Here is a 15,194-nt window from a genome sequence, read left to right as displayed (position 1 = left end):
CACTATCGGGTAAGTAATGCGGGTAAGTGACACGAGTAAGTAACGGGTGAATTGCACAGTAGCATCAAACCCTGTCCGTTTTGGCGATAACGACACAACTATCTTTATACAGACAGGCAAAGTCACCTTGCTATAACGGTATCAGCAGTGGAATAATGCTTTTGCGTTTCCCACGCGGATTTCCGATAAAACACGGGGAAATTGCGAAATTATTAAATTTGCCTGATGACGCACACACGCAGCAATGGCGTAAGACGTAATGCGAAATCAAGCAGTTAGCGGGCTGCGGATTGCAGCTTGGCCGGCAAATGGAATCAGATCTGGCGACATTATTCAGAAGCTGTTCCCTCAGTAAATGCGCTGTTTTCCATCAGGAAACACAGGCTACCGAAACATGCGTCTCTATGCAGGCGACAACCGGGAGGTTGACGTCCCTGCGATAAGCCACGAGGCCATCGGTTCACTCCGGTCATGCGGTTCTTTTGTCCGCAGCTCTATCAATAATGCAAGTAAAAATAACGAGTAAGTTGAAGATGAAAAGAATGTTAATTAACGCAACTCAGCAGGAAGAGTTGCGTGTTGCCTTGGTTGATGGTCAACGGCTGTATGATTTGGATATCGAAAGTCCGGGTCATGAGCAGAAGAAAGCAAATATCTACAAAGGTAAAATCACTCGTATCGAACCCAGTCTTGAAGCGGCTTTTGTTGATTACGGCGCAGAAAGACATGGTTTCCTCCCTCTTAAAGAAATCGCCCGCGAATACTTCCCCAGCAACTATGCTTCCCATGGTCGCCCTAACATTAAAGATGTGTTACGTGAAGGTCAGGAAGTCATTGTTCAGGTAGACAAAGAAGAGCGTGGCAACAAAGGTGCAGCGCTGACTACCTTTATCAGCCTGGCGGGTAGCTATCTGGTCTTAATGCCGAATAACCCGCGCGCCGGTGGAATATCCCGTCGCATCGAAGGTGACGATCGCACCGAGCTCAAAGAAGCTCTGGGGTCGCTGCAACTGCCCGATGGTATGGGTCTCATTGTTCGTACTGCTGGTGTGGGTAAATCCGCTGAAGCCCTACAATGGGATCTGGCTTTCCGTCTGAAACACTGGGACGCGATCAAAAAAGCCGCCGAAGGCCGCCCTGCACCATTCCTGATCCATCAGGAAAGTAACGTGATTGTTCGCGCCTTCCGTGACTATCTGCGCCCAGATATTGGCGAAATCCTGATCGATAATCCGAAAATTCTCGATCTGGCGAAAGAACACATTTCTGCGCTGGGTCGTCCTGATTTCAGCAGCAAAATCAAATTGTACAGTGGTGAAATCCCGCTTTTCAGCCACTATCAGATTGAATCGCAGATCGAGTCGGCTTTCCAGCGTGAGGTTCGCCTGCCGTCCGGCGGTTCTATCGTTATCGATACCACCGAAGCGCTGACGGCGATTGATATCAACTCCGCCCGTGCAACGCGCGGTGGCGATATTGAAGAAACGGCGTTTAATACCAACCTTGAAGCCGCAGACGAAATTGCTCGCCAATTGCGCCTGCGTGACCTCGGTGGCCTGATCGTTATCGACTTCATCGATATGACTCCGGTTCGTCACCAGCGCGAAGTTGAAAACCGCCTGCGTGACTCCGTGCGTCAGGATCGCGCGCGTATTCAGATCGGTCGAATTTCCCGCTTCGGTCTGCTGGAGATGTCGCGTCAGCGTCTGAGCCCTTCACTGGGTGAATCCAGCCACCACGTCTGCCCACGCTGTAGCGGTACAGGCACGATTCGTGACAATGAATCACTTTCACTGTCTATTCTTCGTCTGATTGAAGAAGAAGCGCTGAAAGAAAATACCAAAGAAGTCCACGCGATTGTTCCGGTCCAGATTGCATCTTATCTGCTGAACGAGAAGCGTGACGCCGTTAACGCCATTGAGAAACGTCAAGGCGGCGTGCGCGCGATCATCGTGCCACACGACGGTATGCAGACACCGCACTACTCCGTTGTTCGCGTCCGTAAAGGCGAAGAGAAACCAACGCTCAGCTATTTGCTGCCTCAGCGTTTGGAAACGGAAACGCAGCAACTGCAAGACGAACAAACGATCGAGCGTAAACAGCCTGAGCAACCCGCTTTAGCAACGTTTAGCATGGCTGAAATGCCAGAGGAAACCGCACCGTCGGTAGCTAAAGCGACGTCTGCTGCGGCGAAACCTGCGGAAGTCGCTCAGCCGGGCCTCGTTAGCCGTTTGTTCAGCGCCTTAAAAAGCGTCTTTGCTTCCGAGCCTGCGACAAAAGCAGCGGATAGCGTTGACGATAAGAAGGCCGAAGAAGAGAAATCCACTGAAGGTCAGCGCCCTGAACGCCGGAACTCACGCCGTCAGGGTAATAATCGCCGCGATCGTGGCTCTCGTGACAATCGTGACAATCGTGACAATCGTGAACAGCGTGATGATCAGCGCCGTAATAAGCGACAAAACGAGGACGCGGTTACTGACACCCGGTCAGCGGAAAATGCGGAGAAATCAAGTTCGGAAGAACAGCCGCGTCGCGAACCACGTGCTGAACGTCAGCGTCGTCGTCAAGATGATCGTCGTCAAGTTCCGGCTGAGGCAAAAGTACAGCCAGTTATTGATGATTCCGATGACAATGCAGCAGAGGACAAACCGACTCAGGTTATGCCGCGTCGCCAGCGCCGTCAGTTGACACAGAAAGTACGCGTTCAGTCTGATGCGCAACAAGATACCCTCTCCGATAGCATAGCGCCTGTTGCGGCACCATCTGAGCAGGTTCAATCTTACGTCAAGCCTAGCGATGCTGCGGTAGACAATAACGAGGTCGATAACGAGCAAAGCGATGCTAATCGTGCCAATGCCGAGAATGGCGGTATGCCGCGTCGTTCACGTCGTTCGCCACGTCACCTTCGCGTCAGCGGCCAGCGCCGTCGCCGCTATCGTGATGAGCGTTACCCGTCTCAGTCACCAATGCAGTTGGAATTTGCCGCCGCATCACCGGAAATGGCATCAGGAAAAGTGTGGGTTAGCTATCCTGTTGCACAGCAGGCTGAAAACCAACAGCAGGACGAAAACGTTGCAGCGATTGAAACACCACCGCTGCTACCTGCCGTGGTTGAAGCCACAGTGACTACACTGGCCGATACAGCGGAATCCAACGCAGTGGAAAACATGGCGCTAGCTGAATCCGTCGCTCAGGAAGACACTGTTGTAACCGCAACAGCACAATCTGCCGACGTGATTCAGGATAGCAATGTCACAAATGTCGAGGTGAGTGCCGCAGACGAAGAAACTGTCGTCGAGCCCGTTACCGAGAACACCGCGATCGATGATGCTATCGCGGCGGTTGCCGTGAATGCCGTTGAGGAAGCAAAGGCTGCGGATACGGCACTGACTGCTGAAGATGCGCAGATCGCTGAACCTGTTGCTGCTGCAAGCACAGTCGCTGAAACGGTAGTGGCTGACGATGTCGCTACAGAAGCAGCAGCAGAAGACAAGCAGGTGGATAGCATTGCTGATGCAACCGAGAGCGCAGATGTGGCAGAACCCGTTTCTACTCCGGCGGGTTCTGCCGTACAGGAAACCAACCTGCCACAGACCGTTCAGGATGAATGGGCAAACGCGACCAGCGTACAGCCGATTGCGGAAGAACCTGTATTGAGCGTAACAAAAGCAGCAACTATTGCTGAGCAACCTCGCTATAAGTTCCATGCGACAGCGCCAATGACGAAAGCACCAGCGCCGGCATACCACGCGGAACCTGCCAGACAAAGCGATTGGGTTCGCCCTGCCTATCCGTTCTCTGGAAAAGGTTCAGCAGGTGGCCATGCCGCAGTTAATCAGTCAACTGCGCCAGCAACCAAGCCTACGCCAGTCAGCGAGTAATCCTGACTTTTATAGACAAACACCCGCCAATTGGCGGGTGTTTTTTATGCACTACCTGTTTTTAGCCTAAAAAATTTAATAGCTTGATATCTACACTGTCCGTTTTACCATCCAGTTCAGCCAACAGGCTATTGAAGTGCTCGCTCTGCTCATGTGATGTCAAAGCCTCTCGATCTTTCCAGCGCTCGAAGAACACAAACGAACCCGCTTTATCTACGACTTCATGCAGATCGTACTGCACATTACCTGCTTCCTGTCGGCTGGGCGCCACCACGCGTTTTAGCGTTGCGGTAACGTCTTCAATAAACTCTGCTTTTGCCTGAATGGTGGCGACAATACGAATTTCCATATACATCCCTTATTTATCAATGAAAAGATAATGCTATCAGATGCCAATCTACGGTTAATTTCAAGCATTCATCAACAAACGGATGCATTCGAATGGCTTTACGCTTATCCTTATCCCCCGCCGTATCAGTCCCAAAACCAACCGAAAGACGATGTTTTTCTACTGACCGCCGGAGCGCAATTCCATGACCGCACAGCCCACTATTCTTAAAATCCGTCGCCCTGACGATTGGCACATTCACCTGCGTGACGATCGGATGCTGGAAACCGTTCTCCCCTATACCAGCCGTTTCTTTGGCCGTGCGATTGTTATGCCTAACCTGACACCGCCGATTACCAGCGTGGCCAGCGCTATCGCATATCGTCAACGTATTCTGGCCGCGGTTCCGCAAGGCGATGACTTTCACCCGTTGATGACGTGCTACCTGACCGATACGCTTGATGTCAAGGAAATCGTGAATGGCTTTGAGCAAGGCGTCTTTACCGCAGCCAAATTATACCCAGCCAACGCCACAACAAATTCCAGCCATGGGGTAACCAGCGTCGTCAATGTCTCCAGTATTCTGGAGAAAATGCAAAAAATGGGTATGCCGCTGCTCATCCACGGTGAAGTTACCGACGCTGCCGTTGATATTTTCGATCGGGAAGCGCGCTTCATCGAAACGGTGCTGGAGCCATTGCGCCAAGATTTCCCTGAACTGAAAGTCGTCCTTGAGCACATTACGACAAAAGAAGCGGTGCAGTATGTTGTTGAAGGTAATGATTATCTCGCCGCCACCATTACTCCACAGCACCTGATGTTTAACCGCAACCATATGCTGGTTGGTGGCGTTCGCCCTCACCTGTATTGCCTGCCGATCTTAAAACGCAATACCCATCAGCAGGCGCTACGTGAAGCCGTAGCCAGCGGCTGTGAACGCCTTTTCCTCGGTACTGACTCCGCGCCTCACGCAAAACACCGGAAAGAATCCGGCTGTGGCTGCGCCGGCGTGTTCAATGCCCAGGCGGCATTAAGTACCTACGCCACCGTTTTTGAAGAAATGAACGCGCTTGATAAACTCGAAGCCTTCTGCTCCCTGAACGGCCCACGTTTTTATGGCCTACCGGTGAACGACAGTTGGATTGAACTTCACCGTGAAACGGTCACGTTCCCGGAAGCAATCTCTCTCGGCAACGAGTCGCTTATCCCCTTCCTGGCGGGACAAAGCCTTAACTGGTCAGTCCGTTAATCAATAAGCCCATCCGCATTATGCCGATGGGCTAAATTTTATTGCGCGTCTTGTTCTCCACCTGCAATAACTGTATAAATAAACAGTTTAAACCTTGGAGGTCAGCATGCGCGTAGAAATCACTCTTGCAAAGACAACGCCTTTACCCGCCGGTGCGATTGAAGCACTCAGGCATGAGCTGGAAAAGCGTATTCACAAAATTTACCCCGATACCCCCATTCAAGTTCGTTATGCATCCGCAAATAACCTGACGGTCATGGGTGCAGGTAAAGATGACAAAGATCGTATCTCTGAAATCTTGCAGGAAACCTGGGAAAGCGCCGACGACTGGTTTACGGCAGAGTAATCTAAAACTTGAAAGATAAGGAAGATATAGGCTGTAATGGCAGTTTAAAGCGGCATTTCGCCATGTGCTATGACCGAGGGTATCTGTTATGACGGTAGAAAAACCAGAAGAGGCAATGACATTCGGGGAACTGCTGGAGCTAATTGGCGAGCAGCAACGTAAAATTGATGCTCTGGAACTCGCCTTCTCGTCTCTGGCATTCTGCCTTGACGAAAAAGCCAACAAACTGATGATTCACAATTTAACATTGGAATCTCAGAACGAGAATCGAGACCCCGCGATGAAGAAATACCTTGCTCGGCTTGCCGCTGCATTAGAGAACAACACAGGAACCAGCGCGGAATAATGTTCTCCCCCCAGTGACAACACCCTCGGGATGAAAATCTATTCGTCCCGATATTTCATCAGAGATATCAGTTACCCCTTCGTCATACCTGCCTGTGTAATTTTTTTTACACAAAAAATGAAAATATTTCCCATAAAACAAATAAGCAGCAGTATACTCATAATGCTCGTTCAAAAATAATGAGCTACCAGAAGCCTCATTAGTCACTCATGTTAGTAACTAGTCAATAAGGGGTATTTATGGATAGAAAAAATGAAGTTATTCAGACACATCCTCTTGTAGGTTGGGACATCAGCACTGTTGACAGTTATGACGCCATGATGATCCGTTTACACTACTTATCCACCTCGGATCAAGCACCAAACGAAGCTCATGTTGATCGAACCCTTTGGCTAACGACCGATGTTGCCAGACAACTGATACATATACTTGAAGCTGGCATTGCGAAAATCGAATCGACAGACTGTGACCTCAGTGATTATCGAAAACATTAGTCATTGATAGCGTTATTAATATTATATTCAATACCCACGAATTTGCGTTAATACCATTTGCATTCATAACAATACCGTCCTACTGGCGGTATTGTTATTTCAGAATACCGTATTTCCTCATGTTTTAAGGCTCGCAGACTGAAGCATATCTCCTCCCCATAATGCGAGGCAGAGAACCTGTCTCGTTTACTATTACCTCTGCTCTCCTGCTAAATCGTTTGCTTTTCCTCTTTGAACATCAAAAAAATTGAATGCACCTTCATAATAAAATCAAAAAAATCGTTACATAATTTAGTTATGTGATAATCACAAATATTATGTTGATTTTGCATTCACTTCTGTTTAGCTTTTATTTAACAAACGCACTCAACTTGAAGGAATCATAATATGACTTGGCGTAATTCCTCATCCCGTTACGGCCATATCAGCATTTTTCTGCACTGGATTGCAGCGTTAACCGTTTATGGCATGTTCGCCTCAGGACTCTGGATGGTGACACTTAACTATTATAGTGTTTGGTATCATCGTGCCCCTGAAATTCACAAAGCGATTGGTGTACTGCTTTTTGCCGTCATGATTTTTCGCGTTATATGGCGCTTTATTTCTCCACCACCGCCACCGCTGAAAAGTTACTCCACCGTCACTCGCGTGAGTGCCACACTCGCTCATATCGCGCTTTACGTTATTTTATTCTCAATTCTGATTAGTGGATATCTTATTTCCACCGCGGAAGGACATTCAGTTCCCGTTTTTGGCTGGTTTTCTGTTCCGGCCATTATCAGCGGCTTGACGGATCAGGCCGATATAGCAGGTGACGTGCATTTTTATCTTGCCTGGGCGGTGGTTGCCTTATCAGCGCTGCATGGTTTAGCCGCATTAAAACACCACTTTATAGATGGTGATAATACGTTGAAACGAATGTTGGGTCGCAACATTCATTAACCTTATGGATTTTATGGAGAAATACCAATGCTGAAGAAAACACTACTGAGCCTCACCGCAGTATCTATGCTTGCCTCTGCCGGTTCTGTACTCGCGGCAGAGTACAAGTTCGATAAAGAAGGCCAGCACGCGTTTATTGAATTCCGCATTAAACACCTCGGTTACAGCTGGCTTTACGGAAGCTTTAATGATTTCAACGGCTCTTTTACCTTTGATGAGAAAAATCCATCAACGGATAAAGTCAATGTCACGATTAACACCAACAGCGTTGACACTAACCACGCTGAACGTGACAAGCACCTTCGCAGTGAAGAATTTTTAAACGTAACCAAGCATCCCCAGGCAACATTTACGTCCACTGAAGTGAAGAAAGACGGTGAAGATTACGATATTACCGGCAACCTGACCTTAAATGGCGTCACCAAGCCAGTTAAGCTTGATGCCAAACTGATCGGCCAAGGTGATGACCCATGGGGTAACTATCGCGCAGGTTTTCAAGCTGAAGGCACTATCAAGTTGAAAGACTTCAACATTACGACCGATTTGGGCCCAGCTTCGCAGGATGTAGAACTGATTATTTCCGTTGAAGGCATTCGCCAGAAATAAGGCAGCACTACGCATCAACGTTATGTAGCCCTTTCCTGTGGAAAGGGCTTTTTCTATTACGCGATTAGCCGCTAATTATTCGGCTTTGTCTTTGGCTACAGGAGCTGGAATGTGCAACGTTGACTGCAATAATCCTTTGGATTTATTGAAGATTTTCATTCCATTTTCACGCCCGCTGCGTATCGCTCTTTGTTCTTCCAGCGGCAACTTCATTTCATCCTGACATTGCGTGCTACAGCAACCTTCGTATTTTGCCGCACAGGCAGGGCACTGGATAAACAGAAGATGGCACCCTTCATTACGGCAGTTAGTGTGACTATCACACGACGCTCCGCACTGATGGCAATGCGCGATGACGTCATCAGAAATACGCTCTCCCATTCGTTCATCAAACACGAAATTCTTGCCGATAAACTTCAGCGGTAGTCCCTGGGCTTTAGCCTGACGCGCATATTCAATAATACCGCCCTCTACGTGATATACGTTCTTAAAGCCGTGGTGCAACATGTAGGCACTGGCCTTCTCGCAGCGAATCCCGCCTGTGCAGTACATGACAATATTTTTGTCGCGCGACTCATCAAGCATTTCAACTGCCATCGGCAACTGCTCACGAAACGTATCCGACGGCACTTCCAGCGCATTCTCGAAGTGCCCGACTTCATATTCGTAATGGTTACGCATATCGACGAACACGGTGTCGGGATCGTCAGCCATCGCATTAACCTGATCGGCTTTCAGGTATTGCCCGACATTCGCTGGGTTAAATGTCGGATCGTCAATCCCATCAGCGACAATCCGTTCGCGTACTTTCATACGCAATACCCAGAACGATTTCCCGTCATCTTCCAGAGCGATATTTAAGCGAATCTGATCGAGCGCCGGGTGCGCACTGAACAATACTGCCTTAAAGGCCTCGAACTGATTATTGGGCACGCTGATTTGTGCGTTAATCCCCTCAGTCGCAATATAAATACGGCCGAAGACCTTACATTGCTCAAGCTGAATATACAGACGATCGCGAAATACTTTTGGATCGTCAATGGCGAAATATTTGTAGAAGGAAACTGTGGTACGCGGCTCGGTTTCCGCAAGCATATGCGCCTTCAGTTCCTCATTAGAAATCCGGTTATGTAACACTGGCATGGTGTACGTTCCTGTCTTCATTGAGGTTAGCGTGTGACGTTCATCATCGAGACATAGCTCAACACATTGAATCGCCCGGCATCATACCTGATAGCGTTGAGGCTGTCAGGGCATGAAATGTAGTGCTACCCGGGTATCCTTATCGACACAGTACTGGCGTAGTGAGCCATGCTATGCCAGAGGAATTTTCAAACAATAACGATAATACGCCGTGTCAGGCGGTCCTGGCAGGGTCACCTCTTCCCTTATCTCATTACTCGGTATGCCACCAAAGGTTAAAACTTATTCTCTTAAAATGATATGATTAAGGCCTTTTATGTATGAAAATCAGTCAATAACGCGACGGTAATTTGTTTTATCGGCAAAGCGCCACAATAATCTATCTTGCAGTTAATCATTAACGCGTTTTTTAACAGTTCGCGTGCCGACCAGCACAAACACATTGATACTGAGACCATGACACAAATCCCTTCTTTTAATCGTTCACTGCTATATCCGCGCTACTGGTTTACCTGGTTGGGCATCGGCATCCTTTACCTTATCGTTTTGCTTCCCTATCCCGCTCTGTATCGTATCGGTACCGCACTTGGCCATTTAGCTATGCGCCTGTTGCCAAAACGCGTCAACATTGCCACCCGTAACCTTGAACTGTGTTTTCCCGAAATGCCGCAGACTGAGCGTGAAGCATTAGTCAGGAAAAATTTTGAATCTGTCGGCATGGGTGTGATTGAAACCGGCATGGCCTGGTTTTGGCCAAACTGGCGTATCGAACGCTGGTTTACGGTGACTGGCCTTGAACATATTCGCCCTGTATTGGAAAAGCAGCAAGGCGTGCTGCTCATTGGTCTACATTTCCTAACGCTGGAATTGGGTGCTCGCATCTTTGGCATACACAATCCGGGGATCGGGGTATACCGCCCAAACGATAACAAGCTGATCGATTGGTTACAGACATGGGGAAGACTACGCTCCAATAAGTCCATGCTGGATCGTAAAGATCTCAAAGGTATGATCCGCGCACTCAAACAGGGAGAGATCATCTGGTATGCTCCCGACCATGATTACGGTCCACAAAGCAGTGTCTTTGCTCCGCTCTTCGCCGTCGATAGCGCAGCGACAACCCGCGGTAGCTATATGCTGATGAAGACCGCACGCCCTGCCGTCATTCCTTTTGTGCCACGTCGTCTACCTGACGGAAAAGGCTATGAACTGCTTATCCAACCTGCGGAGCAGGATGCACCCGTAGATAATGAAACCGCGACTGCCGTTTGGATGAACAACGTCGTTGAACAGAATATTCTGCTCGCGCGTGACCAATATATGTGGCTGCACCGCCGTTTCAAAACCCGCCCGGAAGGCGAGCCATCGCTGTATTAACGAACGCCTTTCTGTACCGGTTTCTCATCTCAGGAATTGCGCCCCCCTGCGACAGACGAAAAAAAAGCAACGGCGATTGATTGCCGTCGCTTTATCTTTCACGCCAACGCGAAATTAGCTTCTGATATGAGGAGCGGGAAGTTTCTGGTAAGACTCAACCCACACAGCATACGTTTCCGGTTTTTGCCACACATGGTAGTGCAAGCGCGATATCGTCACAGGATCGCTGAGCAGTGCCAGACGTTGATTATTGCTCACCTCTTCCGGCTTGCGACTCAAAGCATCACGCACATTCTCCTCACGTACATCTTCAATCGCTCGGCTGAAGCGATGACGCGCCGTCGCCATTGCGCTGGCAAGGGCATTAATTGACGGATCAAAGACAGCCTGCATAAACCCGTTGTCCAGTCTACGCTGATGATTCAGTCGGCAATATTCATCGGTCGCGACCAATTCACGCGGTGGATTGAACTCTTCCGGTATCATCAACAGCTTGGCACGTTTACAGCACAGCCCCAATGATGCGCGACTCGAATAAACCGAAACAAACGGCGACAAAATCAGCGAGAAGACGATTGGAGCCAGCCACCACAGGAAGCGCAGATCCAACCATGCCATACCAATCGCCCAGACCAGCCCCAGAATCAATTGGGAACCATGGCGCACAAACGCCTCGCTCCACGGGGTTGCATCGTCGTCACGCTGCGGAGAATTCCACTGCACTGACCAACCGAGAAACGCACTGACAACAAACACCGTGTGGAACAGCATACGAACCGGTGCCAGCAGGACCGAGAACAGCATCTCCAGCAGCAACGAAAGAAACACCCGGACAGCACCACCGTACTCTTTTGCCCCTTTCGCCCACACCAGAATCACGCTCAACAGTTTTGGCAAGAACAGCAAGACCAATGTCGTCGAGAACAGTGCAATAGCCAGTTCAGGCCGCCACTGTGGCCAGACGGGGAACAACTGCCGAGGCTGCAAGAAGTACTGGGGTTCCATAAGCGTATGCACAACCTGCAACGCCGTAGAGAGCATCAGGAACATAAACCACAGCGGTGCCGACAGATAAGACATCACTCCAGTAAGGAAAACAGCGCGATGAACCGGGTGCATACCTTTAACCAGAAACAATCGGAAGTTCATCAGGTTACCGTGGCACCAGCGGCGATCACGTTTCAACTCATCCAGCAGGTTAGGCGGCAGCTCTTCATAGCTTCCCGGCAGATCGTAGGCGATCCACACGCCCCATCCTGCGCGACGCATCAACGCCGCTTCAACAAAGTCGTGAGAAAGAATCGCACCGGCGAACGACCCTTCACCCGGCAACGGTGCTAAAGCACAATGCTCGATGAACGGTTTAACGCGGATGATCGCGTTATGTCCCCAGTAATGCGATTCACCCAGTTGCCAGAAGTGCAGGCCAGCGGTGAACAGCGGGCCGTAAACACGCGTAGCAAACTGCTGACAGCGCGCATACAGCGTATCCATGCCAGACGCTTTCGGCGAAGACTGGATGATACCGGCGTTCGGGTTCGCTTCCATCAGCCGAACCAGAGACGTCAAGCATTCACCGCTCATGACGCTATCGGCATCCAGAATAACCATGTAGCTGTACTGATTACCCCAGCGGCGGCAGAAATCATCGATATTGCCACTCTTACGTTTAACGCGGCGACGGCGACGACGATAGAAAATACGCCCTGCTCCGCCGACATCACGACACAGCTCCATCCAGGCTTTTTGCTCTGCCACGCAGATATCGGGATCGTTACTGTCGCTCAGAACATAAATATCAAAATGCTCAAGATTGCCCGTCGCTTCAACGGATTCATACGTCGCACGCAGTCCCGCAAACACGCGTTCTACGTCTTCGTTACAAATCGGCATGATTAACGCCGTGCGATGTTCTGGGTTCAGCGGTTCATTACCTACCGTCGTGGAAGAGATACTGTACTTATCTCGACCAATAAGCAGTTGCAAGAACCCCATCAGTGCAGTCCAGAACCCGGCAGACACCCAGCAGAACAACACTGCAAACAGAACCAGTATGCCGCTTTGCAACACATAAGGAAGCAGTTGCATCAGCGAGCGCGTCCACGGTTGCCCCGCCATTTCAAAAGGATTGATGAGCGCCCATCCCTGATAAGGCAGGATAGTTTTCATGTACCAGGTCGCGATGGCGGTCTGGAACAGCGTTAACACCAATAGAATATAACGACGGATTGTTCCCACCAGACGCCAGCGGTTTTCGGAAATTTTCTCTTCCGGGCTGTAATGAGGCCGAGGCGGCACAGTACGGCCCAACAGACTTTCCCACCAACGAACCAACGGATTCGTCCGCCAGACGTCAGGGAACATGGAAGCGCGTGTAATAACGGGCATCGCTTTTAATGCCGTCCGCCCTTCTCTGTCAGTGCCGAGTTGCTTACCGTTGTCCAGGCCATCTTCCCAGGCCATTTCAAGACGTGCCTGCACAGAATGCAGTGCAACATCATCTTCGGCCTGAACATTAACCTGATGGCCTTCAGACTGGCTATTTTCAGATAAGGTCTGATGCAAAACGGCCTGATCGTTCCAGGCCGCTTGCGGTAATTTTTCGCGAAGAACCTCTGCCTGTTCGGCAGGCAGAGGTAGTTTCTCAATATAATCGAGAGAAGAAGTTGACTTATTCATTAGCAGGCAGCTGATTGCTCCAGGTTTCAGTCAATGTCGTCTCGCCATTAACCAACGCAGCTCTCATTTCAGTCGGCTGTTTCGCATCTTTCACACGCAAACGCAGCGTCAGACGCCAACCATGAGTGACCGGGTTATAGCGAACATTATTTTCTACAATCTCGCCGTTGTCGCCAATGCTGACCTGAGAGTCTACCGGAGTGCTCTCATCAAGCTCTTTTAAGTTCGGTCCAACAAAATCTACAATGTACGCGATCGTGCCGTCAGGCTGGCGGATCAAGTTAGATTGTTTAACATCACCGGCAGAACGGCGAGTCTGTTGAACATAGGCAATGTTCGGGGAATGCAGTTGATCTTCGTCGCGCGTAAAGTGCAGACGATATTTAATATCCAGCGGTTTGCCTGTTTCTGGCAATACATCAGGCGTCCAGAAGGCAACGATATTGTCATTGGTTTCATCCGCAGTAGGAATTTCAACCAGCTCAACTTTTCCTTTGCCCCACTCGCCTTTCGGTTCAACCCAGCCGCTTGGACGCAGATCGTAACGATCGTCAAGATCTTCATAAGCCGCGAAATCACGACCACGTTGCAGTAGACCAAACCCTTTCGGATTTTCTACCGAATAGGTGCTCACGGACAGGTGCTTCGGATTATTCAGCGGACGCCAGATCCATTCGCCATTGCCGGCATGAATTGACAAACCGTTAGAATCGTTCAGCGCTGGACGATAGTTCAGCGTCGGCGACGGCTGGTTAGGCCCAAACAGATACATACTGGTCAGTGGAGCGATACCCAGCTTGCCCACTTTGTCACGCATGAACACTTTAGCCTGAACGTCTACAACACTGTCACGGCCGGGATAAACGGCAAAACGATAAGCCCCCGTCGCACGCGGTGAATCCAGCAGCGCATAAATCACCAGGTGTTTATCATTCGGTTTTGGACGTTCAATCCAGAACTCACGGAAGCGAGGGAACTCTTCACCAGAAGGTAACGCGGTATCGATCGCCAGACCGCGCGCAGACAAGCCATAAATCTGGCCTTTACCTACCACACGGAAATAGCTGGCACCCAGCATGCTGACGATTTCATCGTTCTTATCGGCTTTATTGATTGGATAGAGAACTTTAAAACCTGCAAAGCCGAGATTTTTAACCGTTTCAGGATCGTGATTGACGGAACCAAAATCAAAATACTCAGGCGAGTATTTAATCTCATCAACCGTGGTCGCCGTGACTTCATTAATTTTCACAGGGGTATCGAAATACATTCCCTGATGGTAAAACTGGATCTTGAAAGGCGTCTGTACATTATTCCAGTATGACTTGTCGTTATTGAACCGAATTTGCTGGTAGTCTGCAAATTTCATATCACGGAACTGCGCAGGAAGATTACTTTTCGGCGCTTCAAAACCTTTTTCAGCCAGCTTTTCAGCCTGCTGTGCCACATCATCAATAGAGAATGCCCACGCTGGCACTGCGCTTACAGACAGCATAACGGCGACGGACAGCCAGCGAAGGCTAGCAACCCGCAGTTTAAACCCAAATTTATTATCCAGCACAGCTCCCCCTGTTCGTGTGCTTCAATCAACTAAAATCCATATTAATGGATAAGTTAGCTTCCAGACAACTTGATAAAGATATTGTTCATCATAATAGGTCAGCGTTTAAACAACGAGAACGCTAAGGCATGATAAATCGAGTTGTAAAAATGTAAAACAGTCACGGACTATAGCGAATATCAAACTTTGCGTGCGTAAGATTATTCTGTTTACGTCAGTGCAATTTTCTGGTGCGCCATGGA

General features: G+C 49.4%; 12 protein-coding genes. 8 read left to right on the top strand and 4 right to left on the bottom strand.

Going from position 1 to position 15,194, the window contains the following annotated elements; all coding sequences use genetic code 11:
- Nucleotides 1–533 precede the first annotated feature (533 nt).
- On the top strand, nucleotides 534–3,881 hold the full coding sequence (rne, locus tag O1Q74_RS07165; protein WP_271877549.1) for a ribonuclease E: 3,348 nt from the start codon (nucleotides 534–536) through the stop codon (nucleotides 3,879–3,881).
- Between the two features lie 61 nt (nucleotides 3,882–3,942).
- On the opposite strand, the gene O1Q74_RS07160 is transcribed toward rne, so the two are convergent.
- On the bottom strand, nucleotides 3,943–4,230 hold the full coding sequence (locus O1Q74_RS07160) for a putative quinol monooxygenase (RefSeq protein ID WP_271877547.1): 288 nt from the start codon (nucleotides 4,228–4,230) through the stop codon (nucleotides 3,943–3,945).
- 184 nt (nucleotides 4,231–4,414) lie between these two features.
- Between O1Q74_RS07160 and pyrC the strand changes: the two genes are divergently transcribed.
- From pyrC to O1Q74_RS07130, 6 genes are all read left to right on the top strand, one after another.
- Entirely contained in the window at nucleotides 4,415–5,458 is a 1,044-nt protein-coding gene (gene pyrC / locus O1Q74_RS07155) for a dihydroorotase (protein ID WP_271877545.1), read from the top strand.
- Between the two features lie 106 nt (nucleotides 5,459–5,564).
- Nucleotides 5,565–5,804 (top strand): DNA damage-inducible protein I, encoded by a 240-nt coding sequence (gene dinI / locus O1Q74_RS07150; RefSeq protein ID WP_263057608.1) that lies wholly within the window; start codon nucleotides 5,565–5,567, stop codon nucleotides 5,802–5,804.
- 88 nt (nucleotides 5,805–5,892) lie between these two features.
- Entirely contained in the window at nucleotides 5,893–6,150 is a 258-nt protein-coding gene (locus O1Q74_RS07145; protein ID WP_271877541.1) for a hypothetical protein, read from the top strand.
- 239 nt (nucleotides 6,151–6,389) lie between these two features.
- Complete coding sequence (gene bssS / locus O1Q74_RS07140) at nucleotides 6,390–6,644, top strand: biofilm formation regulator BssS (RefSeq protein WP_271877538.1); 255 nt, start codon at nucleotides 6,390–6,392, stop codon at nucleotides 6,642–6,644.
- Between the two features lie 387 nt (nucleotides 6,645–7,031).
- On the top strand, nucleotides 7,032–7,586 hold the full coding sequence (locus tag O1Q74_RS07135) for a cytochrome b (RefSeq protein WP_271877536.1): 555 nt from the start codon (nucleotides 7,032–7,034) through the stop codon (nucleotides 7,584–7,586).
- Between the two features lie 30 nt (nucleotides 7,587–7,616).
- Entirely contained in the window at nucleotides 7,617–8,192 is a 576-nt protein-coding gene (locus O1Q74_RS07130) for a YceI family protein (protein WP_271878806.1), read from the top strand.
- Nucleotides 8,193–8,267: 75 nt separating this feature from the next.
- On the opposite strand, the gene trhO is transcribed toward O1Q74_RS07130, so the two are convergent.
- Entirely contained in the window at nucleotides 8,268–9,335 is a 1,068-nt protein-coding gene (gene trhO / locus O1Q74_RS07125) for an oxygen-dependent tRNA uridine(34) hydroxylase TrhO (protein ID WP_271877534.1), read from the bottom strand.
- Between the two features lie 456 nt (nucleotides 9,336–9,791).
- Here trhO and O1Q74_RS07120 point away from each other — a divergent pair, with 456 nt between their 5' ends.
- On the top strand, nucleotides 9,792–10,712 hold the full coding sequence (locus O1Q74_RS07120) for a Kdo(2)-lipid IV(A) acyltransferase (protein ID WP_271877532.1): 921 nt from the start codon (nucleotides 9,792–9,794) through the stop codon (nucleotides 10,710–10,712).
- A 114-nt stretch (nucleotides 10,713–10,826) separates the two neighbouring features.
- Here O1Q74_RS07120 and mdoH read toward each other — a convergent pair whose 3' ends face one another.
- Nucleotides 10,827–13,391, bottom strand: a complete 2,565-nt coding sequence (mdoH, locus tag O1Q74_RS07115; RefSeq protein ID WP_271877529.1) for a glucans biosynthesis glucosyltransferase MdoH — start codon at nucleotides 13,389–13,391, stop codon at nucleotides 10,827–10,829.
- Entirely contained in the window at nucleotides 13,384–14,886 is a 1,503-nt protein-coding gene (locus O1Q74_RS07110) for a glucan biosynthesis protein G (RefSeq protein WP_271878804.1), read from the bottom strand. Before O1Q74_RS07110 ends, mdoH begins: the two co-directional genes overlap by 8 nt.
- Nucleotides 14,887–15,194 lie beyond the last annotated feature (308 nt).

This window comes from Pectobacterium sp. A5351 (assembly GCF_028335745.1).
Classification (GTDB): Bacteria; Pseudomonadota; Gammaproteobacteria; order Enterobacterales; family Enterobacteriaceae; genus Pectobacterium.
The sequence above is the reverse complement of the archived record's forward strand: the minus strand, read 5'-3'. Positions and strand labels throughout refer to the sequence as shown.

Bases quoted from the DNA above. Each gene is read 5' to 3' on its own strand.
- rne (WP_271877549.1), top strand. From the start codon at position 534: ATGAAAAGAATGTTAATTAACGCAACTCAGCAGGAAGAGTTGCGTGTT.
- O1Q74_RS07160 (WP_271877547.1), bottom strand. From the start codon at position 4,230: ATGGAAATTCGTATTGTCGCCACCATTCAGGCAAAAGCAGAGTTTATT.
- pyrC (WP_271877545.1), top strand. From the start codon at position 4,415: ATGACCGCACAGCCCACTATTCTTAAAATCCGTCGCCCTGACGATTGG.
- dinI (WP_263057608.1), top strand. From the start codon at position 5,565: ATGCGCGTAGAAATCACTCTTGCAAAGACAACGCCTTTACCCGCCGGT.
- O1Q74_RS07145 (WP_271877541.1), top strand. From the start codon at position 5,893: ATGACGGTAGAAAAACCAGAAGAGGCAATGACATTCGGGGAACTGCTG.
- bssS (WP_271877538.1), top strand. From the start codon at position 6,390: ATGGATAGAAAAAATGAAGTTATTCAGACACATCCTCTTGTAGGTTGG.
- O1Q74_RS07135 (WP_271877536.1), top strand. From the start codon at position 7,032: ATGACTTGGCGTAATTCCTCATCCCGTTACGGCCATATCAGCATTTTT.
- trhO (WP_271877534.1), bottom strand. From the start codon at position 9,335: ATGCCAGTGTTACATAACCGGATTTCTAATGAGGAACTGAAGGCGCAT.
- O1Q74_RS07120 (WP_271877532.1), top strand. From the start codon at position 9,792: ATGACACAAATCCCTTCTTTTAATCGTTCACTGCTATATCCGCGCTAC.
- mdoH (WP_271877529.1), bottom strand. From the start codon at position 13,391: ATGAATAAGTCAACTTCTTCTCTCGATTATATTGAGAAACTACCTCTG.
- O1Q74_RS07110 (WP_271878804.1), bottom strand. From the start codon at position 14,886: ATGCTGTCTGTAAGCGCAGTGCCAGCGTGGGCATTCTCTATTGATGAT.